Annotated in this window: 17 protein-coding genes and 1 pseudogene; 12 read left to right on the plus strand and 6 right to left on the minus strand. The window is 42.5% G+C overall.

Annotated features, from left to right (window positions below; all coding sequences use genetic code 11):
• The 4 genes and pseudogenes from murQ to ACRC32_RS03120 all read left to right on the plus strand — a co-directional run.
• A pseudogene (gene murQ, locus ACRC32_RS03105) lies at positions 1-301 on the plus strand (N-acetylmuramic acid 6-phosphate etherase); the annotation flags it as partial.
• A gap of 514 nt (positions 302-815) precedes the next feature.
• A complete protein-coding gene (locus ACRC32_RS03110) occupies positions 816-2,345 on the plus strand; it encodes a site-2 protease family protein (RefSeq protein WP_438552598.1) in 1,530 nt (509 codons plus the stop codon).
• A gap of 368 nt (positions 2,346-2,713) precedes the next feature.
• Positions 2,714-5,689 (plus strand): type ISP restriction/modification enzyme, encoded by a 2,976-nt coding sequence (locus tag ACRC32_RS03115; protein ID WP_438552620.1) that lies wholly within the window; start codon positions 2,714-2,716, stop codon positions 5,687-5,689.
• 143 nt (positions 5,690-5,832) lie between these two features.
• Complete coding sequence (locus ACRC32_RS03120) at positions 5,833-8,256, plus strand: dynamin family protein (RefSeq protein ID WP_438552599.1); 2,424 nt, start codon at positions 5,833-5,835, stop codon at positions 8,254-8,256.
• A 125-nt stretch (positions 8,257-8,381) separates the two neighbouring features.
• Here the strand turns inward: ACRC32_RS03120 and ACRC32_RS03125 are convergent, their stop codons facing one another.
• Positions 8,382-9,068 carry a DUF4142 domain-containing protein gene (locus ACRC32_RS03125; protein ID WP_438552600.1) on the minus strand — a complete coding sequence of 229 codons (687 nt, stop codon included), beginning with the start codon at positions 9,066-9,068 and terminating at the stop codon, positions 8,382-8,384.
• Positions 9,069-9,099: 31 nt separating this feature from the next.
• On the opposite strand from ACRC32_RS03125, the gene ACRC32_RS03130 reads away from it, so the two are divergent.
• On the plus strand, positions 9,100-9,297 hold the full coding sequence (locus tag ACRC32_RS03130) for a hypothetical protein (RefSeq protein ID WP_438552601.1): 198 nt from the start codon (positions 9,100-9,102) through the stop codon (positions 9,295-9,297).
• Between the two features lie 137 nt (positions 9,298-9,434).
• On the plus strand, positions 9,435-10,964 hold the full coding sequence (locus ACRC32_RS03135; protein WP_438552602.1) for an Ig-like domain-containing protein: 1,530 nt from the start codon (positions 9,435-9,437) through the stop codon (positions 10,962-10,964).
• 2 nt (positions 10,965-10,966) lie between these two features.
• Here ACRC32_RS03135 and ACRC32_RS03140 read toward each other — a convergent pair whose 3' ends face one another.
• Complete coding sequence (locus ACRC32_RS03140; protein WP_438552603.1) at positions 10,967-12,376, minus strand: isochorismate synthase; 1,410 nt, start codon at positions 12,374-12,376, stop codon at positions 10,967-10,969.
• A 419-nt stretch (positions 12,377-12,795) separates the two neighbouring features.
• On the opposite strand from ACRC32_RS03140, the gene menA reads away from it, so the two are divergent.
• The 3 genes from menA (at position 12,796) to ACRC32_RS03155 (ending at position 16,283) form a co-directional block, all read left to right on the plus strand.
• Positions 12,796-13,704: a 2-carboxy-1,4-naphthoquinone phytyltransferase gene (menA, locus tag ACRC32_RS03145; protein ID WP_438552604.1), complete on the plus strand. Its 909-nt coding sequence runs from the start codon at positions 12,796-12,798 to the stop codon at positions 13,702-13,704.
• Positions 13,705-13,881: 177 nt separating this feature from the next.
• A complete protein-coding gene (locus ACRC32_RS03150) occupies positions 13,882-14,859 on the plus strand; it encodes an o-succinylbenzoate synthase (protein ID WP_438552605.1) in 978 nt (325 codons plus the stop codon).
• A complete protein-coding gene (locus ACRC32_RS03155; RefSeq protein WP_438552606.1) occupies positions 14,844-16,283 on the plus strand; it encodes a 2-succinylbenzoate--CoA ligase in 1,440 nt (479 codons plus the stop codon). The genes ACRC32_RS03150 and ACRC32_RS03155 overlap by 16 nt, the downstream gene beginning before the upstream one ends.
• Here ACRC32_RS03155 and ACRC32_RS03160 read toward each other — a convergent pair.
• Both ACRC32_RS03160 and ACRC32_RS03165 read right to left on the minus strand, forming a co-directional pair.
• Entirely contained in the window at positions 16,243-16,650 is a 408-nt protein-coding gene (locus tag ACRC32_RS03160) for an acyl-CoA thioesterase (protein WP_438552607.1), read from the minus strand. The two genes, ACRC32_RS03155 and ACRC32_RS03160, sit on opposite strands and share 41 nt — an antisense overlap.
• A gap of 187 nt (positions 16,651-16,837) precedes the next feature.
• On the minus strand, positions 16,838-17,614 hold the full coding sequence (locus ACRC32_RS03165) for an ABC transporter permease (protein WP_438552608.1): 777 nt from the start codon (positions 17,612-17,614) through the stop codon (positions 16,838-16,840).
• Positions 17,615-17,637: 23 nt separating this feature from the next.
• On the opposite strand from ACRC32_RS03165, the gene ACRC32_RS03170 reads away from it, so the two are divergent.
• Positions 17,638-19,692 (plus strand): FAD-dependent oxidoreductase, encoded by a 2,055-nt coding sequence (locus ACRC32_RS03170; RefSeq protein ID WP_438552609.1) that lies wholly within the window; start codon positions 17,638-17,640, stop codon positions 19,690-19,692.
• 71 nt (positions 19,693-19,763) lie between these two features.
• The gene (locus ACRC32_RS03175; RefSeq protein ID WP_438552610.1) at positions 19,764-20,819 is read left to right on the plus strand and encodes an aromatic ring-hydroxylating dioxygenase subunit alpha; all 1,056 of its coding nucleotides are present in this window, start codon (positions 19,764-19,766) and stop codon (positions 20,817-20,819) included.
• 173 nt (positions 20,820-20,992) lie between these two features.
• Here ACRC32_RS03175 and ACRC32_RS03180 read toward each other — a convergent pair whose 3' ends face one another.
• Positions 20,993-21,967 (minus strand): cysteine synthase A, encoded by a 975-nt coding sequence (locus ACRC32_RS03180; protein ID WP_438552611.1) that lies wholly within the window; start codon positions 21,965-21,967, stop codon positions 20,993-20,995.
• A gap of 274 nt (positions 21,968-22,241) precedes the next feature.
• Between ACRC32_RS03180 and ACRC32_RS03185 the strand changes: the two genes are divergently transcribed.
• Positions 22,242-23,000 carry a HEAT repeat domain-containing protein gene (locus tag ACRC32_RS03185; protein ID WP_039716424.1) on the plus strand — a complete coding sequence of 253 codons (759 nt, stop codon included), beginning with the start codon at positions 22,242-22,244 and terminating at the stop codon, positions 22,998-23,000.
• Positions 23,001-23,189: 189 nt separating this feature from the next.
• On the opposite strand, the gene ACRC32_RS03190 is transcribed toward ACRC32_RS03185, so the two are convergent.
• Positions 23,190-25,439 carry a putative bifunctional diguanylate cyclase/phosphodiesterase gene (locus tag ACRC32_RS03190; RefSeq protein WP_438552612.1) on the minus strand — a complete coding sequence of 750 codons (2,250 nt, stop codon included), beginning with the start codon at positions 25,437-25,439 and terminating at the stop codon, positions 23,190-23,192.
• Positions 25,440-25,790 lie beyond the last annotated feature (351 nt).

The following is a 25,790-nucleotide window of genomic DNA, read 5'->3' on the forward strand; positions in this document are numbered from 1 at the left end:
CAAATTAGCATTAAATATTATTTCTACGGGGACGATGGTGCAGTTGGGCAAAGTTTACGGCAATCGCATGGTAGATGTTGCCGTGACAAATAACAAGTTACGCGATCGCGCTTTACGCATTTTACGCGACCTCACCGATCTAGAACCCGATGCAGCTGAAGCATTACTCGATCGCAGTGGTAAATCGGTAAAATTGGCTTTACTAATGCATTGGACGGGGTTAGAAAAAGAAGCAGGCGATCGGTTGTTGGTAGAACACAAAGGTAATCTCAGGGCTGCTGTGGCGAGTTGTAAAGAGTAAAAGTGCGATCGCTCATGCTCTTAACTTCATAGTAGTAATTCTCGGTCGCGATAGATGCAAATTTCTCTTGTTCCCCCCTTTCATAAGGAGGACTAGGGGGGATCTTCCGATGAGATAACTGATTTTTTAGATCCCCCAACCCCCTTAAAAAGGGGGCAGTATATAATTCGCACAAGGCGTTACATGACTGTAGGGGCGCACAGATGTGCGCCCTAGCTATGGTTTTCCGTAAAGGCTATACCAAATGTTGTTGCGATCCGAGAATCAGAGTGTGGATAAATTTTGGCAAAACACAGAATTAATGATTCGTCTTTGCTGGGTAATGGTTGCTGTATTGTACGTGGCGATTATTTGGTCAGCAATTGAATAGTTACATAATCGCGTCCAGTATTCCCTCCACTCCCGACTCCCGACTCCCGACTCCCGACTCCCGACTCCCGACTCCCTCATTTTCCAAGGGTGACGCACTCCGCTACAGTAGACTTATGCTCCATAGCTGCGATCGCAATTCACAATGTTTACTACGGCATCAGAAACCCCCATCATCCTCACCGTTGTCTTGGTTGCACTCGGTATCTTGAGTTGGGGCTTTATCAGGGCGAGGCGATTTGGCAAACTCGGCATTCTTGCCTGGTTACAGTCAGTCGTGCTGATCTCTCCCTGGCTGCTATTCTTTGGCTTATTCGCCACTGGAATTTATCTCAATTTGGCGGGAGTGTTGCTGTTAATCGTCGCTTCTACAGCGATATATGTCTTTCTCGGCAATCGCCTCCGCGCCGCTGGACAAGATGCAATTCTCCGCGCCAAAGCCACAGAAAAACTAGCAGGTAACTCGACAACCCCAGAACCAAATGCAGCAGATGATGGTTCGGTCAAGGCAGTAGAAATACTGAACAAACCGGAGGTGATGCCCATCCCAGATGAAGACCTGACTGCCATTCGCGGTATTTTTGGCATCGACACATTTTTTGCCACAGAGTCAATTCCCTATCAGGATGGCGTAATCTTCAAAGGCAATCTACGCGGAGAACCAGAAGAAGTTTACAATCGCCTCAATACAACTTTGCAAGAACGCATGGGAGCTAGCGAAACGGCTCCAGAGAAACCCCGTTATCGCTTATTTTTAGTCGAAAATGTCGATGGTAGACCAGTTGTCATCGTTCTTCCTAGTCGCAACGACCCCCGCCCCTCAACTGTAGGACAAAAGATTTTCGCGCTAGTCCTCTTTCTGGCTACCATTGCCACTAGTTTAGAAACTGCTAGTATTCTGCAAGGATTTGACTTCTTTACAATTCCAGCTCGTTTCTCCGAAGCTTTACCGATTGCCTTAGGAATTCTGGCTGTTTTAGCCGCCCATGAAATCGGACACCGGGTATTAGCCCAGCGTTACCAAGTTCGTCTCAGTCCTCCCTTCTTCCTGCCAACGCTGCAAATCGGAGCATTTGGAGCAATTACCCGCATTGAGTCGCTACTACCCAACCGTACAGCCTTATTTGACATTGCCATAGCTGGTCCCGTGGCTGGGGGTGTTGTTTCTTTACTCATGTTGTTTGCGGGTCTAATCCTCTCGCATCCCGGCAGCATGTATCAGGTGCCATCGCAATTTTTTCAAGGCTCAATTTTGGTGGGAGCCTTATCCAAAGTTGTGTTAGGTTCTGCCGTCAACCAAGCTTTAGTAGACGTTCACCCGTTGACAATAATCGGCTGGTTGGGTTTAGTAATCACAGCACTGAATCTGATGCCAGCTGGACAGTTAGATGGTGGGCGAGTCGTACAAGCAATTTACGGGCGTAAAACCGCCGGACGCACGACTTTTGCAACAGTAATCGTTTTGGCGATCGCCTCTTTAGCTAATCCATTAGCTTTATACTGGGCAGTTGTTATCCTTTTCTTGCAACGAGATTTAGAACGCCCTAGCCTGAACGAGTTAACAGAACCAAATGACGCAAGAGCAGCTTTAGGTTTATTAGCGCTCTTTTTGATGATAGCTACCCTCCTACCCCTCACGCCCGCATTAGCAGGACGCTTGGGAATTGGTGGTTAAATGGGATCTCCAAGTTCCTCCTTTTGAAGGAGAATGTGGGGGATCTCAAAGTCCCCCTTTTTCAAGGGAATCTAGGGGAATCTAATATCAAAATAAAAACATTGCTTCATATTTTCCACATCACCTTTTTTGAAGTTTTTATCTTGTTGGCTTCGCTTTTATAAAGTTATCAACAGCAAATCTACATTTCTCTCAAATCCGATATTTCAGCAAAATTCCATCATAAAAACTACAATAAATCCTCGTAAAAACTCAATAAAAAACCTGTATAAGCGCTGAAAATAAGAAACCATAATTTTCACTGAAGCGCTTAGATTTTGCCTGAGCCAGACTTGAACTCAACGAGTTCTATTAAAGTCTTTGGCTTTGTGTCAAAAGTTCTGATTAACCAATATCAAGCAGAAAGAGCAAGAATTATCCGCTCTGAAGAAACGTTTCAACCAGATTCTCTCAGAATTGCTTTTCAAAAACTATTACATGAATACTGTGAGAGTCAAGATTTTCAACTAATTCTAGAATTAGATTATCAAACTAGAGTTGGTAGAGTTCTTTATCCTAACGGTACAGTTAAAGATGCTCTGCGCCTAAATTGGGGTTATTGGAATAGAGAAGCTAATAATTTAGATCGAGCAATTGAAAATAAACTATCTCAAGGATACCCAGATAGTAATATTTTATTTGAAGACTCGCAAACAGCAGTTTTAATTCAAGCTGGAACTGAAGTTATGCGCGTTTCCATGCGAGATGGAGACGCACTAGAGCAAATTCTCAATCGTTTTCTCAACTATGTTCCTCCAGAAGTACGAGATTTTCGCGCCGCGATAGAGACGTTCAAGCAAGACTTACCAACAATTCTCCATACACTACGAGACATGTTGGAACAGCAAAGCGCTAGAAATCCAGAATTTCAAAGGGCAAAACATCAAATTTGGGAAATTTGCAAAGAATCAATTCATCCTGAAATTACTTTATTAGATATTCGGGAAATGATGATTCAGCATATTTTAACAAAAGATATTTTTAGCAGTATATTTAATGAATCTCACTATTATCGAGAAAATAATATTGCTCGCGAATTACAACGAGCTTTAAATACTTTTTTTACAAGCAGCACAAAAAATAATTTACTGAGTACTATCGAACGTTACTATGGTGTGATTAGAAAAAATGCTACTAATATCTACAATCATTCTGAAAAACAAAAGTTTTTAAAAGCCATTTACGAAAACTTTTATCAAGCATATAATCCTCAAGCAGCCGATCGCTTGGGGATTGTTTATACACCAAATGAGGTGGTTCGCTTTATCATCGAAAGCGTGGATTATTTACTAGAACAGCATTTCCACAAGAAATTAGCTTCAAAAAATATTGAAATTCTCGATCCTGCAACTGGTACGGGAACGTTTATCACTGAATTAATTGAATATTTACCAAAAAATAAACTGACATATAAGTATAAAAACGAAATTTTTTGTAACGAGATCGCAATTTTACCTTATTACATAGCTAATCTGAATATTGAATTTACTTACAAGCAAAAAATGAGGAGATATGAAGAATTTAAAAATATTTGTTTTGTCGATACTCTAAAACACGCCCTTTTTGAAGAAGGTAGACAAGAAGATTTATTTAGCTTAAATATAGAAAACAACGAACGCATTCAACGTCAAAATAATCGCACTATTTCTGTAATTATTGGCAATCCTCCGTATCATAGCGATCGCAACATCAGTTATCCTACGCTCGATCGCCGCGTGAGAGAAACTTATATTAGAAATAGCCAAGCGCGGAAAACAAAAGCATACGATCTATACGCTAGATTTCTGCGTTGGGCATCCGATCGCTTGGGTAAAAATGGTATTATTGCTTTTGTTTCTAATAACTCTTTTATCGATGCTCGGACTTACGATGGTTTAAGGAAAGTTATTACTGAAGAATTTAACGAAATTTATATTATTAATCTTAAAGGAAACGCTCGAACGAGTGGCGACCGCAGGCATCGAGAAGGAGGTAATATATTTAATGATAAAATTCGTGTGGGAATTGCCGTCTATTTTCTAGTTAGAAAAGAAGGCGATCGCAATTGTCGAATTTACTACCACGCTCTCTCTGACTATGCTACTACAAAAGAGAAAAATATTTATCTAACCGAACGCAAGTTTTTAGAAATTCAATTCGAGCAGATCGTACCAGATGCAAATAATAATTGGCTCGATCGAGTAGACAATGATTTTTATACTCTCATACCTCTTGCCGCTCGCGAAACTAAGTTTAGTAAAACTCAACAAGAAGCAAGAGCAATTTTTAAATTGTTTACCCTTGGGGTTATTACTGCTAGAGATGAATGGGTTTATGCCGAATCAGAAATGGCGCTAGAATCAAAAGTTAGATACTTGATTGAGATTTATAATCAATCAGTTGATAACCGAAACACACGGGAAAATCTCGATCGCACTATCAAATGGACGAGAAGATTAAAAAGGTATTTAAATCGAGGAATAAGATATCGATTTAAAACTAACAATATTCGAGACTGTTTATATAGACCGTTTGTGACTAAAAAATTGTATTTTAGTTCAGAGGTAAATGAGATGCAATATCAACTAGGGCAAGTATTTGATAGCAACCGCCAAAATTTGCTGATCGGTTTTACTGCACCTGGTTCGACTAAATCATTCATGACTTTAGCTAGCGATCGCATTCCAGATTATCATCTTATCGGTGATTCGCAATGCCTTCCTTTATATTGCTACGATGAAAATGGCGATCGCATTGATAATATTACCGATTGGGGGCTAGAACAATTTCAAAATTATTACAACGAAGCAATTACCAAAATAGATGTCTTTCACTATATCTATGCTGTTTTACACTATCCTACTTATCGAACAACATATCAACAGAATTTAAAAAGAGACTTTCCTCGCCTACCTTTCTATAATAACTTTTGGCAGTGGGTGAATTGGGGTCAACAGTTGTTGAAATTACATACTCATTATGAGACAGTGGCACTCTACCCTCTCCAGCGCATCGATTTCCCAACACGCAGCGCTATGAAGGTGAAATTGAAAGCAGATCGCGATCGAGGCAGAATTATTATAGATACAGTGACAACCTTAGAAGGTATTCCCACAATAGTCTGGGAATATATGTTAGGAAACCACTCAGCTTTAGAGTGGGTGTTAGAGCAATATAAAGAGAAGAAACCTAAAGATGCAACTGTAGCTGCCAGATTCCATACTTATCGCTTTGCCAATTATAAAGAGCAAGCGATCGCATTGTTGCAAAGAGTCTGTACTGTCAGCGTCGAAACAATGCGGATCGTGCGGGAAATGAACAGTTAGTAATAGGGCTGGTCTTACCCATCTTACAATTTGAATATAGCAAAAAGTACGATCGCGCAATTCGTATATTTACTGAAGTGATTATAAAATTGTTAAGCCAAAATCAACGCAAGTGGACTTACCATTTTGCGAGATAACAGGCAATGATTGTTCAAGCGCCTCAGCCTAACGTACAAAATTTGCAACAAGAAGCGATCGCTTTATTCAAGGAAATTAGTTTCCTGATGGATAACGCCGCCAGCGCTCTCAGCACTGATAGTTCTAGCGATAAGTACAAAGACTTTCAGCAAGAGGTCTTGAGTGTATCTCACAACGTGGAAAAATTAGAGCTGATGATGGCGATCGTTGCGCCGATGAAGGCTGGTAAGTCCACAATTATCAACGCCATTGCCGGACAGGAAATTCTTCCTAGTCGCAATGCAGCAATGACAACCCTACCAACACAAATTATTTTTAACCCGGATTTGACTCAGCCAACCTTAACCCTGAGTCCCGAAATTATCTCTATCTATCAACAGACGCTTCAGGCTTTACAAACAAAGATTCAAACTTTGGGAATGCAGCGCATCCAAGACAAGATCGCGCAATATCCTCATTTACAAGATTTGCTGCCCAAAATTCAAGACCCCACAAGTCTACAGTTGCAAGAAATAACCTCTGGACGAGAGGAAATTATTCAGGTATTGATGAGTTTGAACGATATCGTTCGCCTTTGCAATACCATTGACCCATCTACAGATCCCTTGGGAAAGCTCACAGAAGTTCCCTGTATTCAGGTTCCAATGGGGCGATCGCGCAATCTATCTCAAGCAGATACGGCTAATAATAAGCCAGATCTACTCGGAAATTTGGTTATCGTCGATACCCCTGGACCCAACGAAGCGGGAGAAAACCTCAAGCTTGCTACAGTAGTCGCCGAACAACTCAAGCAAAGTTCGATGGTATTGATTGTACTAGACTTCACTCAGTTGAAAACAGAAGCTGCCGAACAGGTAAAACGGGACGTACAAAAAGTTATCGATCTACGGGGTAAAGATAACCTGTACATTTTAGTAAACAAAGTCGATCAACGGCGCGAAGGCGACATGACATCAGAACAGCTGCGTCAATTTATTGCAGCTGAATTCGGCATTGGCGATGACGATACAAACCAAGTATTTGAAGTCTCAGCTAGAAGGGCATTTTCTGCCGCTCACTTTACCCACGAACTAGAGCAGCACCCCGAGCTTACCCTGAGTGAGATCCCCGCAGCGCGGGTATTAGCTCAAGAAGTCTTCGGGATTGATTGGGAAGAAGAACTAGCAGAAGTTACCTCGGAAGAAATTCAGAAAAAAGCTCAAAAGCTATGGAATAAGTCTGGTTTTGAGCCATTTTTAGAAAAAGCTGTAAAAGCATTGATGGAACGCGCCGCACCTAAGTGTTTGAAATCTGCTCTTAATCTCGGTCGCAGTCGTTTGGTACAACTAAGGGATGAAGTCAAACTCCGCAGCAGTGCCATTTGTCAAGATGCAGAGAAATTGCAGCTAGAGTTATATGCGCTAGAAGCCGATTTGCATCGCCTTGAATTGTGTCGCAGCCGCCTCAAGGATGTCGATTCGATCAAATCTCAACTGCATCAAAATCTTCACGAACTGTTGCAAGTGCTGAAAAAAGAAGCAACTGTGAATTTAGAAATTTTCTTTGCCAAAGAAGAGTACCAACGGGCTGACTTAATTAAAAAGATGGACATGAGAGCGCGGGAACTTTTCTTAACTAATATTGGTGACTTTGAACTTTTTCCTAAGTGGGTATCGTCGCGCCTTAAATCGCAAGTTGAGTTTAAAACTTCTGGTTTATTTGAATTTGAGAGTCCCGAAGTAGCAGAAGAGTTTGTCGATCAGGCAGTCACTTATGTTAAACAGAGGGCAGATAGTTTATTAAGCAGCGTTCGCGATCGCACGAGTCAAGAAATCGAACAGGCGCGGCAAAGCCTATTAGATCTTTTAGAACAAGAAACAAAGCCAATTATTGAAGGAGCTTGTCAGCGATTAAATGAAGCTTTCAACTTAGATTTATCTCTGCCGACAATGCAGTGGGAGTCTTTTGAGACAATGGGTTTTGTCAGACCTCCAGTTAAAAGGCAAAGTCGATTTGTCGATCGCGGTAATGTAGAAGTATTAAGAAATCAGCGTCAGTGGTGGCATTGGTTGTGGATAGTTCCCGTAGAAGTCAAAGTTCAGATCCGACGACCGCGAGTGATTGAAGATTACTATACTGTATCTTTAAATACGCTGATTGCCAAAGTTAATCACTCAATTGAAGGAAGTATTGATAATATTAATTTGGAGATTGAGAAATATCTAGATAAAGATTTTCAGCAAAGAGTAGATGTATTCTTTGCAAATCTCGATACTTTTCTCCATAATTATAGAGATAATTTAAGCCAAGCTCAGGCAGATCAAAAACTATCTCTAGAAGAGAAAGAAAAATTGGTAGAAGAATTGAGTTTTCTTCTACCTGAAGCCACAGCGCAAATCCAAACCGCAGAAACTTATATTGAATATACAGACCAAATGCTGAGCGACTAGTGCAAGAAGAACCGACTAATGTAGAGACGTTACATATAACGTCTCTACCTGTACGGGCGGGTTTTGACCAAAGATTTATTGTTACAGCCGTGAATATGCTTGCTAAACCCGCCCCTACGACTCCCTCATTTTGTAGTAGCGCTATTATTTGCCTGTTTTTCTGCCTGTTGCAAATGCTCTTGCACTGTGGGTAAGACTTTAGCCGCAAAAGCTTTTAGATCTGGGTCTTGACCTTGTTTCGCCTGCTGGCTGAATAAAGCTTCTTGTTGAGCGTGGGCTTTAACTCCTGCCTCGTTCATATATGCCTTATCAAAAGCGCTGCCAGAAAGCTTCGATAGCTTTGCCCGTACAGCTTCATTTTTTTGACCGATGGTTTTTGGTGGAGTTACACCTTTTTGTTGTGCCAAAGCCATTAGCTCTTGATTAACTTTAGTATGCTCGTCAATCATGTGCTGAGCATAATCTTTTACCTCTTGGCTAGAGGCGCGTTGCAAGGCAAGTTTTCCGAGTTGGACTTCTGCCATTCCCCCTTGGGCTGCTTCAGTAATAAACTGCCGATCTTGAGTGCTGAGTTGCTGATTTTGCCCGGTTGTGCTGGGTTGGGTCTGAGTTGAATCGCGATTAGGTTGGTTTATGCTGGGATTCGACTCAGTTGCACCTGGTTTAGAGCGAGTGGCATCAGGAACAGGCTGCGTCGTAGTTCCAGGAGAAGATTGAGTTGGAGATTGACTTGATTGTGCCAAGGTTTTGTATTCTAAAGAGACAAACAACCCGGCTGCCACAAGAGCAGCAGTGATAATTTTGCGTTGCATTGCTATTAAACTTCCTTGTTTTGTAATGCTTATGTATTCCTCACACCCTCACTCATGCCGTCAAGAGACTGACAGATCGCGGGTGTTTGTTAAGCGATTGTTAAAGGTGTGGCGATCGCATTTGACTAGTACATCTGCTTCGTCCGCACCTATTCTCTATTTGCAATCTCCAGCCGATCGCCAACCTCTACCTGAAGAGTCATTCGTCATTCGTCATTTGTTATATTGACTACAAAAAATCAGGGAGCAGGGAGCAGGGAGCAGGGAGTAGAGGAGCTTCAGGTGCAGGGGAGAACCAACTACCAACTACCCATTACCCATTACCCGTTACCCATTACCAAGTAACAACCAACAACCAATTTTAAGATGTCAGCAACTAAGTCTTGGTTCCAACCAATCGATCGCGTGGCGATCGCCCTAATCTTCGTTCTCAGTCTGCTCATTGGACTGTTGGTGTGGCGCGGGGATACAGTTGCACCCAAAGTCAGAGATTTTAGTTGGCAAGCTAGACAGATTGGTGCTAGCGATCGCTCTTTTAGCCTCACGTTTAGCCGTCCGATGAATACTAACAGCGTCGAGGCAAACTTGCAAATCGATCCGCCACTACCAGGTAAAGTTAGTTGGGCAGGACGACGGTTAGCGTATACTCTCCTAGAACCAGCACCCTATGGCGCGACGTATCGCGTGCAGTTACGCTTTGCCAGGGATAAGTTTACACATGAAACAGACTTGAGGCGGCTGCTACAACCTTTTGAGGCAACTTTTAGTACCCGCGATCGCGCTTTTGTCTATCTCGGTGTAAAAGGAGAGGAACAAGGCAGGCTCGTCCTTTACAATTTTACCCAGCAAAAGAAAACGATCCTCACGCCGAAAAATCTGGCGGTCGTTGATTATAAGCTTTATCCTCACGGTGACAAAATTCTCTTTTCTGCTAGCGATCGCCAGAGTCAAAATCGGCAAAATCAAAATCCCCAAGGTTTACTTTCTGCCCAAATTTATACTGTCACAACTGGAATTTCTACCCCTCAACCGGAGCGTGCTAACTGGTTTTCTTTCCTGAATCGTCAACAAGTCCCGTCTCCAGGCAAAATTGACCTAATTCTAGATAACAAAGACTATCAAAATCTCAAATTTGACTTGTCTCCCGATCGCAACACTATATTGGTGCAGCGTGTCAGCCAGCGTCAATCCGATCGATTTGGTTTTTGGATCGTCCGTCCCAATTCTCCGCCGCAAGAAATGGAAACGGAACCAGGGGGAGACTTTTTAATTACTCCTGACAGTCAAACAGTAGCAGTTGCCCAAGGACAAGGAGTCGCAATTTTACCTTTACAAGCTGATGCAAAAAAGCCCTTAGAATTTCTCCCGCAGTTTGGTATGGTACTGGACTTTGCCCCCGATGGTACGCAAGGGGCAATGGTGCGGTTTAATTCCGATTACACGCGATCGCTATTTTTAGTTACAAACCAAGGAGTCCAAAGAGAACTCTTACGCACAACTGGTTCTATTCTCAGCGCTCAGTTCGATCCGCGGGCTGAAATTCTCTACTGCTTGTTGACGCAGTTGATGCAGGGAAATACTTATGAGGAACAGCCGTATTTAAGCGCGATCGATCTCAAAACAGGAAAACAAACACCTTTGGTGGTGCTACCCAATCAAAGAGATATTCAGATGAGTCTAGCTCCCGATGGCTTGGGTTTGCTATTCGATCAAGTCGTGACAGCAGCCAATGCTAACCCATCTCCAACTTTACCCCGTACTGAGCAAGGACAGGCGATCGCCACCAGTCATTTATGGCTACTCCCACTCCCTGAAACTATAGATGTCAATCTTGCCAACCAATTGCGACCCGAACAGTTGCCCTTACCTGGCTTCCGTCCTCGCTGGATACCTTAGTCTCAAATCAAAGCTTTTAGTAATGCCTGTAATTTCAACCGGACTTCGGCAATTTCTCGATCGGGATTAGAGCCAGCAACAATTCCAGCACCAGCATACAACCTAGCGCGATCGCCATCAATTAAAGCCGAACGAATTCCCACAATAAACTCGCTATCTCCTTGATGATTTACCCAACCTAAAGGTGCGGCATACAAACCTCTTTCAAACTTTTCGTAGGTGCGAATTTTCTTGCAAGCGAGTTGTCTGCTAACTCCCCCTACTGCTGGAGTTGGATGTAAAGCGGCAACAATTTCTAATGGATGAACGTTTATGGGAACTTTAGCTTGAATTGGTGTCCATAAATGTTGAATATTTGCTAGTCGCCGTAACCGAGGCGATAATAATTGTGGAGCAATCCCGAGTTCTTGCAAGCTTTGTGTAATAAAGTCAATCACGACTCGGTGTTCGTGCCTTTCTTTTTCACTTTGCAATAATTGATTGGCTAATACTGCGTCTTCTGCTACTGTTTTTCCTCGCGAAATTGAACCAGCTAAAGCATCGGTAAATAGTTGGCAATCGCGAATGCTAATTAATCGTTCTGGACTTGCACCGATAAAGTTTTGTCCTTTTCCATTATGAGTTGAGAACACATAACAATCGGGATGCATCTGTCGCAAGCGGTTGAGACAATTAAATAAGTTAAAGTTTGTATTTGCCTGTACGTCAATTGCATGAGCCAGGACAACTTTACTCAGTTGTTGTTCGTAAATTAATTCCGAACAGTCAATGACTGCTTGTTTAAAGCGAGCGATACTACTAACATCGACTTGACTGAATTCTCGTTGAAAATGGTTTCCTTCGTTTTCTGGCTGTTCTGTTGAGGTAATCTCATGAATCTTGCGCCATAACTGTTGAATGAATACATCTATATTTGTATCTGCTTCAATTGGCAAGTTAGCAACTAATACGCAGCGATCGCCTTGTTTAGCAATTTGCCAGCGGGGTAGAAATACTGTAGCAACTGGAAAGGGATAATCTGCTGTAGCCTCTGAGAAAAAACTGAAGCTACAAAAAAAGTGTGGTTTAGCAAAAGTATGGTTAGAAGAATCAAAAATATCTATCTCTTTTAAACAAGAGCAAATAAACTTTTGAGTCAGATGAAAGCGATTTTCACCTGCCAATTGTAACTGTGCTACAGCATCAATAGCAGCGATCGCCTCTCCTTTGCTTTTATTCTCAAAATAGAAATTTAATTGATGGGGTCGAGCTAGTTTTTCTAGTAAAGCCAGCGGATCGATCGAATCGATCTCCAGAGAAATGCTGACGATTTGAGAACAATTTCGATCGCAGTTTTTTTGCGAAGCTACAAGAAACTGGTATAGCTTCTGGCAGTTTAAGTGGTAGTTGGCAGGGCGCGGTAAAAGGAGCATGAATGTTAAAGTAAACTATTTTTGCATCCAAGTTTAGTAAATTTTTTTTAACTGTAAATTTTTTTTAACTTCTGTTCCTAAAGATTATTAAATCGTGATGGGATGGCTACAGGCGATCGGTTTGCATAGGAGGAGCGAGGAGCGAGAGAAAAACGCTAGAAAGCAGGCAACATGGGAGTGACAGCTACTCACACACCGCAATTGCACCGATCCCTATAGTACAAGAAATGGGAACAGTTATCAGTTGTCAGTTATCAGTGAAACCAGTGACTGGTGACTAGTGACTGGCGATCGCAGTGAAAGCAGTGACTGGTCACTAGTGACTGGCGATCGCAGCAAAACAAGAATCTAGTTCTACAAGCCACAAACCACTTCCCAACTACCAATTACCAATCACCAATTACCAATTACCGTTTAAAATGACAACAAAGCTGATTACATATTCTAATTCTCAACCCAAATCGAAGTTGTGGATGGCAGCGATTAAACCACCAATGTACAGCGTTGCTATTATTCCAATTTGGGTAGGAACTGCGGTGGCAGTTGCGCAAACAAAAAGTTTGAATGCAGGTGTATTTTCGACTTTTCTCACTGCTGCTATCTGTATTGTAGCTTGGAGTAATATTAGTAATGATGTTTTCGATTCTGAAACGGGAATCGATAAAAATAAAGCTCACTCTTTAGTGAATTTAACTGGAAACAAACGCCTAATTTTCTGGATTGGGAATCTGTTTTTGACTTTGGGTTTATTGGGCATTTTAGCGATCGCCTGGTGGCAACGAGACTTAACTATAATTGGAATTATCCTCGCGTGCTGTGCGATCGGCTACGCTTATCAGGGACCACCTTTTCGCTTAGGATATCACGGTTTAGGGGAAATTCTCTGCTTTGTGGCTTATGGTCCGCTTGCAGTTTCAGCAGCTTACTATAGTCAGACTCAATCTTGGTCAACAACAAACTTAGCTGCTTCAATTATTGTCGGAATTGTCACTAGCTTAATTTTGTTCTGTTCTCACTTTCACCAAGTCAAGGACGATCTCGCCGCTGGAAAGCGATCGCCTATTGTCCGTTTGGGTACAGCTTTATCTGCTAATTTATTACCCTGGATTTGTGGCAGTATTTACGCTTTAACTAGTTTATTAGCAGTTTTAAATATATTTCCAATGTGGACTTTACTAAGTTGGTTAAGCTTACCCTTTGCAATTAAGTTGTGTCGGCACGTTCTACAATATCATGACCAACCAGAAAAAGTCAGCAATTGTAAGTTTATTGCCGTAGGATTGCATTTTGTCAGCGGATTACTGTTAGGATTAGGATTTATGTTGTGAGTGTCATTTGTCATTCGTTATTTATTGGTATTTGGTTAGCTGTAGTGTATCACTTGTAAAATCGAGGGCAGATAAATCCGAATAGGATAAAGACGAGCTACGGTCAAATATTAACTAAAGTATGAAGTTTAGCGATCGCTTTTTCACAAATGACCAATGACCAATGACTAATGACTAATGAGCCAATTCAATTTTCGCCCTTATCGACGACGATTTAAACCACCTCTACAAACAAATCATGGCGTTTGGGATGTGAGAGATGGGATTATAATTCGATTGACTAGCAATTCAAATGTGGGATATGGTGAGATTGCGCCTATTAGTTGGTTTGGTTCGGAAACAGTAGAACAAGCCTTAGATTTTTGTCGCCAGTTACCAAAAGAAATTTCTGAGGAAATTATTTTTTCGATTCCCGATCGCTTTCCTGCTTGTCAGTTTGGATTTGAATCGGCATGGGAAGATATTAATTGTTGTAGGGGCGTACATCTTTACGCCCCTACAATACCTCTTCCTTACAGTGCCTTGCTTCCTGCTGGCAAAGCTGCCTTATCAACTTGGCAAAGTTTAGCAAAAGACGGTTACAGCACCTTTAAATGGAAAATTGGAGTTTATCCCATTGCTGAGGAATTGGCTATTTTTCACCATTTAATTGAAGTGTTACCAGAGAGAGTAAAACTGCGATTAGATGCCAATGGGGGACTGAGTTATGAAGAGGCAAATTTGTGGCTGTATAACTGTGATAACGTCATGGCTGCGGGGACAGGTGTAGAAATTGAATATATCGAACAGCCACTTGCTGTAGAGAATTTGACTGAAATGCAAGAATTGAGTTACTACTATGCTACCGCGATCGCGCTCGATGAATCTGTTGCAAATCTGACTCAATTAGAAACTTGCTATCAGCAGGGATGGCGAGGAATTTTTACGATCAAACCCAGTATTGCCGGTTCGCCAAGTCGTTTGCGAAAGTTCTGTCAAGAACACAAAATTGATGCGGTATTCTCTTCCGTATTTGAAACTATTGTCGGTAGACAAGCAGCTTTAAAACTAGCAACAGAACTATCTATCAATCGTCGCGCAGTTGGATTTGGCGTACGTCACTGGTTAGAGGAAAATGAACAAACTTGGCTGGAACAATTATGGCAAGCTTGTTAGAAGCTATAAAAAAATCTGGCGATCGCCATTGGTTAATTGGTGGCGATCGCGACGAACTTCTCGAACTAGCAGAGCAATTTTATTTAGAAATTATCGAGCAATCTTCTCAGCAGAATTCGCTTAGAATTATTGTAGCTGAAAGCAACCCAATTCGATTTCTAGCTGGATTTATCGCCGCCTGTAGTGCAAGTTGTTCCATATTTCTTTGCAATCCCTTTTGGGGAGAAGGAGAATGGCAGCAAGTTTTTGATATCGTACAACCAGATATTGTCTGGGGAAAGTTTCAGTCAAAATTCAAAATTCAAAATTCAAAAACTACAATTCCGACTTCCGACTTCCGACTTCCGACTTCATCTATCATGATTCCCACAGGTGGATCGTCGGGTAAAATTCGTTTCGCCATTCATACGTGGGATACCTTAAGTGCATCCGTTCGAGGCTTTCAAACATATTTTCAAATTCAGCAAATTAATTCTTTTTGTGTCTTACCTCTATATCATGTTAGTGGTTTGATGCAATTTATGCGATCGCTAACTACTGGTGGTAGATTAGCGATTTTTCCTTTTAAAACTATAGAATCTGGAATTATACCCGATCTCGATCCAAAAGTTTTTTTTATTTCTTTGGTTCCAACTCAACTTCAGCGTCTATTGCAAACGCCAAATTTAATTGACTGGCTAGCACGATTTCAAATAGTTTTATTAGGTGGTGCATCTGCTTGGCAAGAACTTTTAACTCAAGCTAGAGATTATAGAATTAGATTAGCACCTACCTATGGGATGACAGAAACGGCATCACAAATTGCTACTCTTAAGCCAGAAGATTTTCTGCAAGGATATAATAGTTGCGGTCGAGTTTTACCTCACGCTCAAATTAAAGTTATTGACTCTAAAAATCAAACATTAAATCATAACGAGATTGGGACGGTTTGCATTCAAGCGAAATCATTGGCTTTAGGTTATTATCCAGATTTATTAGATCGAGTCGAGATCCAGGTGGACGATCTGGGTTTTATTGACGATCGCGGTTATTTAAATATTGTCGGTCGCAACAGTCATAAGATTATTACAGGGGGAGAAAACGTCTATCCTTGTGAAGTTGAAGCTGCAATTAGATCGACTCAATTAGTTGATGATATCGCTGTCATTGGACTTTGCGATCCCGTTTGGGGAGAAGTCGTCACAGCAATTTACGTTCCTAAATTCCAGTCGATTTCTGCAATAGCAATTAAAGCCGCGATCGCCAATAGTTTATCTAAGTTTAAAATACCTAAGTATTGGATTAGCGCTCAAAAGTTACCTCGTAACGCGCAAGGTAAACTCAACCAAAAACAATTACAAGCGATCGCGCTTTTGACTCAAGAAAATCGCGATCGAGACTTGTCTAATCTAACCATTGCTGAAACCACTGGACAATCTCGCTAGGTACTTGTTGTCTGGTTCTGCTTTCAGGATCGATACAAACGTGTTCTGTCAGGACTTTGGCAACTTCGCGATCGCCTGCGTCAACCATTTTATACGTTACCTCAAAATAATCATCGCCCATATATTTTGGCGTGAGATCGATTAAAACCTTATCGCCACAAAACATCGGACGGAAAAAATCTGCACTAGCATGAACGATGGGAATAGCAACCGAAGATTTACTGAAAAACGCTTGGATGTTAATTCCTGATGCTGCTAAAGATTCTTCGTAAGCTTCATGGCATATCGATAGAACGCTGGCAAAGTAGACAACCCCAGCCGCATCTGTATCCTGAAAGCGAATAGTACGAGTATATGTAAATGTCATTTATCGAGGAATACGTTCACATCTATTTATCTCCGATAGTGCCAGAATTAGCTACCAATTTTTCTTTTTTTCTTAATTTTTAACGCCAATCCAGAGTGAAGAGGCATTAAATATTCTCCGACCTGCATAAAAAGAGGGCTTTATTCCCCCCTTAAAAAAGGGATTAGGGAGGATCGAGAGTACTAGATCACAATCTTCTCTCTACCATCAACATCCGCCGATAAGATAACCATCCCCCTAGAACCATCAATCCTGCGAAGCCAACTAAAAAATAAAAATTTTCGGCGATTTCAGCAATCTCACTGCCATTAGCAGAAACTTTTAAAAAAGCTGTATTCATGTGATAAATCGGGTTAAACTTGGCAATTTGTTGTAAATGTTTCGGAAACAAAAAGGCGGGGATAAAAGCACCACCTAACATTAATAGTGGTACGCCAAAAGCAGCTATTAGAGCATTTACATCTTCCGTACGACGGGCTAATTGCGTGCCTAAAATAAAACCTAAACCTACGTATGCAGCGATACTCAGTAGAATAATTAAGCAGCCTAGAATAACGGAACCATTGAAACTCGCATTAAAAAATAATGAAGAAATCGTATAAATTAGCACAGCTTGTCCTATGCCAATACAACTGTGAGCGAGAAAAATTCCTAAAAAGTAGGATGTGCCACTTAGAGGAGAGATGAATAGACGTTTGAGAGTTTGTTGTTCTCGTTCGGAAACGATAGTAGCAACCGTACCACCCAAACAGCTAAAAAACAACGCTGCTCCTACTAACGTTAAGGGTGCGGCAATATTAAAAGCTTGGTCTATTGACAGCTTGGCTCGTTCTGCCAAAATAAATCCGTTAAGTAACAATACAGAAACGGGAAAAATACTCCAAAAAATTAAGCTGCGACGGCGACGCAGTAGTTCAATTAAAATTCGTTGTGCTACAGCCAGCGTTTCTCGCCAGTATTTCATCGTGATGGGAGTGAGGAGTTAACTTGAATCCATTATCAAACGACGTGCTTTCACAGCCAATTTCTCGACGCACTGTATTTAAGCTATGTGGGATTGGTGCTGTCGGGGGAGTTGTGGGATACACTCGGTTCTCAAAACCACAGCCTACGGTATACCAACCAGATAGATTAAATCTACCGCGATCGCTAACTCAATCGAAAAGCGTAGTTGTTGTCGGTGGAGGATTAGCGGGACTAGCTTGCGCTTACGAACTGAGTCAGCGAGGATTTGCCGTGACGCTATTAGAGCGATCGCCACAACTGGGTGGTAAGATTGCCAGCTGGCAGGTTGAAGCCGCAGGGGAAACTTTTATGATGGAACACGGCTTCCACGGTTTCTTTCCTCAATACTACAACCTCAAGAGTATCGTGGCAGAACTGGAAATTCAGGACAATTTTCGGTCTTTAAATTCCTACGCCGTCCTCTATCGGGGAGAAAAGTACCAACCAGAAGTTTTCCGTCCCAGCCACTCAGCTTTCCCGTGGAATATCGTCGATTTAGCGATCGCCTCTCCGAATCGGCTTAAATGGGGCATTAACCTGACAAAATGGGAACACTGGCAGGTGTTTCGGGCAATTACCGGATTTCAAACCCAAAAAACCTTTCAACGTCTAGATAATCTTTCCGTAGCCAAGTGGGTAGAACGGAGTTTTCCACGAGGATTATACGATTTATACTTTTTACCCTTCGCCAAATCAAGCTTAAACGCTCCCGATCTAATGAGTGTGGGGGAATTAATGCAATTTTTCCACTTCTATTTTTTTGGCAATCCAGAAGGACTGGCTTTTAACGGTACGCGCTACGACATGGGTACGAGTTTAGTCCAACCAATTGCCCAGGCGATCGCGCAAAATGGTGGCAAGATCGTCACAGGTGCAATCGTCACCGCAATTCAGGCTCAAAATGGCAAGATTGAATCCCTCAGCTATTCTCAGGGAGAAGGGGAAAGTACACCGTTTTGGGTATCGGGAGTCGTAGGAGCGCACAGCAGTGCGCCCGTGCAAGAATCACGTAGGAGCGGTTTTATTGAGGATAATAGTCAAAAAACGCAGAATTTCGCAGTTAAACCCGCTCTTCCTGAGATCGAAAGCAGAAAAAACATAGAATATTACGGTGCAGCCGATCGCATGTATGCTGTTGCTCCCGAACATCAAGAAGCAATCTCCCTCACTTGTACTCATCAAGGCTGTACGGTACAGCTAGCAGAAGATGGCAAGTTTCACTGTCCCTGTCATGGTGCAGTATACGATCGCCAAGGGAAAGTATTGAAAGGACCAGCACAAAGAGATTTACCCCGCTTTCAAGTCGTCAAACAGCAGAAAGAACGGTTACAACTTGTTGCTACAGCGACTCCCGACTCCCGACTCCCGACTCCCGACTCCCGACTCCAAGCCGATTACTACGTCTTCGCCACTGACGTACCAGGAGTACAACAATTATTGACCTTAGTCGCGGGAGAAGTTAGCCAGCAAGTGCGATCGCAAGTCGAAAAGTTGTCTATAGCCGATCCTTTCGCTGTCTGTCGCTTCTGGTTCGATCGCGATTTTGATTGGCAACACAGCAATTTTACCTCTTTATCTGGCTATCAACTCACCGACAGCATTACTCTTTACCACCGCATTCAGGAACCATATATTGATTGGGCAAATAAAACAGGTGGTAGCGTCGTGGAGTTACACGCCTATTGTTACAAAGAAAAAGAGTTTCCCAACCAGCAAGCTTTATTAACAACATTCGAGCGAGAACTATATGAAATCGTACCGCAGTTACAGCAAGCAAAAATGTTGCATCGGGAATTAGTCAATCAAAAAAATTTCTCTGGTTATCCACCAAATAGCTATAGCGATCGACCGGAGACAAGTACGGAGATTCCTAATTTAATATTTGCCGGTGATTGGGTCAAAATGCCATTTCCTTGCGGATTAATGGAAAGGGCTGTTAGTAGTGGATTACTAGCAGCAAATGAGATTTTACACCGCGAAGGATTGCAAAGGCGATCGCTTTTCTCCGTCAATCCAGAGGGAATGTTGAAGATTTAATAAAAGTAGGGTGCGTTAAATAACACACCCTACTAATTTCAAAATTATTAGATTCAAAAATATATAAAGCTATGCAAACCCCCTCGCTAACCTCACAACAGCGCGATATTCGACAAACCGGAATTAACCCGAATCATTGGTATGCAGTCGCCCGTAGTAGTGAAGTTACAACTAACCCTATAGCCGTCACTCTTTGGCATCATGCGATCGCAATTTACCGTGGTAATGATGGGAAAGTCTACGCTTTAGAAGATCGATGTCCGCACCGTCAAGTTAAACTCAGTCACGGACGAGTTATAGATAACAATATAGAATGTGCTTATCATGGTTGGCGTATCGGGGGGAATGGTGAATGTGTTGCCATTCCTTACTTAGCAGCAAATCAAAAACTACCCAATTGCAAGATTCGCTACTATCCATTAATAGAACAAGATGGTTTTATTTGGTTGTTTCCTGGGGATTCTAATTTAGCTACACAGCTCTCACCTTTAAGCTTACCAGAGTGGGATCATCTCAACTATATTGCCACTGTTTCAATTATTGAATGTGCCGCTCACTATTCTTATTTAATTGAAAACTTGATGGATATGTATCATGGGCATTTGCATCAAAGTTGGCAAGCTTGGGCAGATCCAATATTGCAAGATATCTATGAGGATGAAGGACGAGTTGACGCGCATTATCAAGCACAAAGTTATTATAAAATTGATAAAATCTGGTCGATATCGCAATTATTTTTTCCTGCCTTACGTCAGCTTCATCCAGAACCTTTAGACGTGAGCTATATTTATCCCAATTGGACATCAACATTAGGAAATGATTTTAAAATTTATTGTTTATTTTCTCCAATAAACGAGTTGAAAACTCGCGCCTATTTAATTCATTTTACTTCTCTTAATGCTTTCTGGCGCTTGCATAAATTACCCGTAGCTTTTAGGAGATTCGTTAAAAACAGTTTATTCGGCTCGGCACAAAAATTATTAGATGGATTAGTACTACAAGATGTACAGATGATCGAAGAAGAACAGCAAGCCTATCTCGCCCATCCAGAACAAAAAAATCATGAATTAAACCGCGCTTTAGTGAGCGTTCAAAAGTTGATTAGAAGTCAAGCGAGTGCCAATTAGCGATCGCTCTTTTAACCTCATGCCAATTCTATTTGTTTTTGCATAGATCCCGTTCCATAGCCCCCTTTCTTAAGGGGAAGTCATAGCCCCCCTTTTTAAGGGGGGTTGGGGGGATCTTCCAAGGCACAAATTTAGTGAAAAGAGCTAAGAAGAATCTGATTGAAACTGGACTTCTATGCTGGCAACAGTCCCTTTTCTGCTAACCAGGCACGATTAAATAACCGAGATTGATAGCGCGTACCGCTATCGCACAGAATTGTCACAATTGTATGACCTGGACCTAGTTGCTTGGCTAATTCGATCGCCGCACCGACATTGATACCTGTAGAACCGCCTAGAAACAAACCTTCTTCTTGCAGCAGACGGTAGACAATCTGCACTGCTACGTTATCGGTAACGCGAATTGCATCGTCAATCGGTGCGCCCTCCATGTTAGCAGTGACTCGACTATTACCAATGCCTTCGGTAATAGAGTTGCCCTCACTTTTTGTTTCACCTGTCTTGATGTAACTGTAGAGCGAACTACCCATCGGATCGGCTAAGACTGTTTTGATAGCAGGATTTTTTTCTTTTAGGTACATTGCTACCCCTGCTAGCGTACCGCCAGTACCCGTGGATGTCACCCATACGTCAACTTTCCCGTCTGTTTGTTCCCAGATTTCTCGCCCAGTGGTTTCGTAATGCGCCGTGCGATTGGCTAAGTTGTCAAACTGATTTGCCCAAATTGCGTTTTCCATCTCCTCGGCAATTCTACCGGAGAGCCTGACATAGTTATTCGGATCTTTATATGGTACGGCAGGAACGGGACGCACCTCAGCTCCCAACGTTCTGAGTGCATCCATTTTTTCCTGCGACTGGGTATCAGGAATCACAATGATGCATTTATAGCCTTTAGCATTGCAAATATGAGCGAGTCCGATGCCAGTATTTCCTGCCGTTCCTTCTACTACGGTACCCCCAGGCTTAAGGATGCCTTTTTCTTCTGCATCCTTGATAATGTAATGTGCAGCGCGATCTTTCACCGAACCCCCAGGATTGAGAAACTCTGCCTTACCGAGAATCTCGCATCCCGTCTCTTCACTGAAGCGGTTAAGCCGGATCAGGGGTGTATTACCTACAGTACCGACAAACCCGTTTTTGATATCCATTCCTAAACTACCGTTAATTATCTTCTATAAAAATTCTGACTTATTGCGGTAGATGGTAGGGTGTGTTGTGGTGTCACCTACCAAACTTTACTCCAGTTCTAGCATAAAGCTCTGCAAAACTGGAGCACAGGCGCAAGTGCGATCGCAGATAAAAACATAAAGGAGTTAGCCGTAGGGTGTCGAGCAGAGTAAAATCATTGTAGCTAACTTATATATTCCACGCAGACGCAGCCACATCAATTGATGGCAAAAGAACGCGGTGAACGGATCGCTCATGTATGACGAAGACGACCTCAGCATATTAGATGAAGCAGTACAGCTAGATAGTCCCCTAGATCATCTGGGTGCTTTAACTGCTGATGCTGAAATTGCCAAACCTAACCCAGAGGAAATGCTTGCCTTACTAGAAAATCCTCAAACTCAGCAGAGGATGTTGGCAGCGCGTGCTTTCTGCGAAATTGAAGATGAGCGGGCAACGCCCCATTTAATTCGCTTATTAACAGATGCTTGTCCTTTAGTCAGAGTTAGTGCAGCCTACGCGATCGGACGCAACCCCAGCCCAGAAGCGGTAGAGGCACTGATTCAACAATTAAATCGAGACTGGAACGGTTACGTGCGTAAGGGAGTTGTCTGGGCATTAGGCAACTGTCGCGATCGCCGTTCCCTCAAACCTTTAGCAGAAGCTTTGAGAACCGATATCCCCGCCGTGCGGCTGTGGGCTGCTAGCGCTCTAGCACAAATGGCAGAAATCGGTTATGAAGCAGTAGTCGGAGCCATGCCACCCCTGATTGAAGCTTTGGTACAAGACCCCGTAGCAGCAGTCAGGAGCAATTGCGCTTGGTCGGTAGGTCAATTATGTCGCGAACTCCCTTCTAACGTCGTCTATGCTACGGCAGTCGATGCATTAATCCAAGCTTTTGCCGAAGATGAAGATTTAGGCGTAAAAGAAGATGCTAGAGCCGCCATTCTTGGTGTCGGCGATCCGCGAGGACTGCAACTGATCGAGACCTTGGAACAGGAAGGATGGTTTTAATCAGGAGTGAGGAGTGAGGGGCGAGGAGTGAGGGTTTTATTCAGAAATGAGAGAAATTCTCTTCAACCAGTCACCAGAAGCTAAAAGTAGTCAAAAATTACTGCTAAAATCCTTTCGTATAAAGCCCCCTGCACTTCATAATACTTGCTCATCTTCCCGCACTCCTCACTTCTCACTCCTCGCCCCTATTCAAGATAAGCTAGGAACATAACAATCGCGACCGGAGGCGATGAGATTCTTGGCAGCATCGCGATTGAGTGGTTTGGAGAATAAGTAGCCTTGAGCAAAGTGTTCTTGCCCAGATGTAGGCTGGAGGGAACAGAGTTGAGCGAGTTGAGATGCGGTTTCTACTCCTTCAGCGACGACATCAATTTTCAAGCTATCGGCTAGGGAAACGATCGCCCGAATAATTTCTAATCGCTCGGAGCTGATATCTATATCTTGAATGAAGGAGCGATCGATTTTCAAAAAATTGATGGGAAAGCGACTTAAATACGATAAAGAAGAATAACCAGTGCCAAAATCATCGATGGAAACTTGAATGCCCAATTCTTGTAACTGGATCAATTTGGCTTTAGCAGATGCTAAATCTTCGACAATCGTGCTTTCGGTAATTTCTAGCTTTAAACAATGCGGGTCAAAACGAGTTTCTGCTAAGATTTGGCGAATTTTATCAACTAAATCGACTTGGGCAAATTGCTTGCCAGAAATATTGACGCTGACTGATAGGGGTGGATGGGAAGGAAATTCTTCATGCCAAGCACGCATCTGAGTGCAGGCTTCTTGTAACACCCACATGCCTAATGGCAAAATCAGTCCTGTTTCTTCCGCAACACCAATAAATTCTATGGGCGGAATCAAGCCTTTATCGGGATGCTGCCAGCGCACTAAGGCTTCAAATCCGGTAATTTGGTTATTATGTAGTGCGACGATCGGCTGGTAGTGGAGTTGAAATTCTTGGTTGATAATTGCCTTGCGCAAGTCGGTTTCCAAGTGCAACATGGCGACAGCGCGATCGCGCATAGTGATGTCAAATATCTCATAACACCCACGTCCCCGTTCTTTTGCCCGATACATGGCTATATCTGCATCTCGTAACAGGTCTTCGGCACAGTCGTAGTTAGCCGTATCGATTAACACGCCAATACTTGCATTAGCATAGACTTCTTGTTCGCTGAGGTGGAAAGGTAACTTAAATTCTTGCTGCATCCGCTCGACGAGGTGAATAATGTCGCCTTTGTCGTCCACATCTTCAATCAGAATGGCAAATTCATCCCCGCCTAAACGTGCCAATGTATCGCTGCTACGGATACATGCTTTAAGTCTTTGAGCAATACCAATCAATAGCCGATCGCCTACCAAATGTCCCAGGCTATCGTTGATCGTTTTAAACCGATCGAGATCGACGAATAGCACGGCAAAAGAGAAAATGTTGTGACGTTTCGCCAGTTGCAAGACGTGTTCTAAGCGCTCTTGAAATAAAATTCTGTTGGATAAGCCAGTGAGTCGATCGTGTAAGGCATCATGACTTAACTGAGCTTCGGCACGATGGCGATCGGTAATATCAGTTTGGGAACCAGCCATGCGGTAAGCTTGTCCTTGCTCGTTTCTCACCGCCAAACCGCGACTTAGTACCCAGCGATATGTTCCATCTTTATGTAAAATCCGGTGTTCCCGTTCAAAATGGCTAGTCGTGCCATCTAAATGCCTGGACAACTCAAGTTGAAATTGCGCTTTGTCATCGGGATGAATTCGAGCGCGCCATTCATCTAAAGTACTAGCAATCTCGTCATCTGCGTAGCCTAGCATGGCTTTCCAGCGCTGAGAAAAGTAAATTTCATGATTTTCGAGGTTCCAGTCCCACAGTCCTTCATTTGCCCCTTGCATGACTAAATCGTATCGTTCTGAAGCGTTGAGAAACAGGCTTTCTGCTTGTTGGCGCACCGCATCAATTGCTGCAACTTGCGGTAACGTCGTCCAACAGGCGATCGCCACGCTGACAAAAGCTAGCGATACTAATAAAAGTAGAAAAATTACACTGCTATTGGCAATATATTTAATACTTAAGAGTTGACGAAAACACCAACCAACTGCCGTAGCACCACAGACTAATAAAACTAAAATACTGAACTGAAGTAAAGCAAAATCTCGCAATGGGCGATCGCTTTTTATCCGATAGCGCTCGATCCACCATTGAGAACGAAAAAACGTCCAAGGAATGTAATTTATTACCTTATTCGCAGCTAAGATGACTAGGAAAAATAGCAGACCAACGATCGCATTTTGCCAATTCCAAGTCCGATCGCCAAAAATTGTTACGGCTGCTTCCACTAGAAAAAAGACTGGCAACCACCACACCCAGCGAACTGCCGATCGCTCGGAATTCGATCGCCATCCGAGATGAAATCTCATAATCGACATCAGATATCCTGTAGGCATAATGGTGGTAGCAACCCTCAATGGTTCGTCAGCTCTGCTGTGTTGATTGTCAATCGTTAGTCATTTGCGATCGATCTGAGAGTGGGGCGTTACGTGAAATCTACTTACTATTCACTCTCTTTGCTCATTTGTAGAATAATGATAATGCTTAATGTTTTTTCAATCCTTGCACGAGCGATGTTAGAACTCAATATGGTTCCTATTTTTTCTATTTCTTCAAAAAATAGTGTGCTAGTGCTAGCTAGAATTACTTAGATAGCGATCTCGAAAAAGAGCAACGTTCAATTGATTTCTCTGGTGCAAAACTTTACTTCAGTTATATGTGGACTAGAGATCGACCGACTAAAGATT

The organism is Chroococcidiopsis sp. (assembly GCF_051657925.1).
Classification (GTDB): domain Bacteria; phylum Cyanobacteriota; class Cyanobacteriia; order Cyanobacteriales; family Chroococcidiopsidaceae; genus Chroococcidiopsis.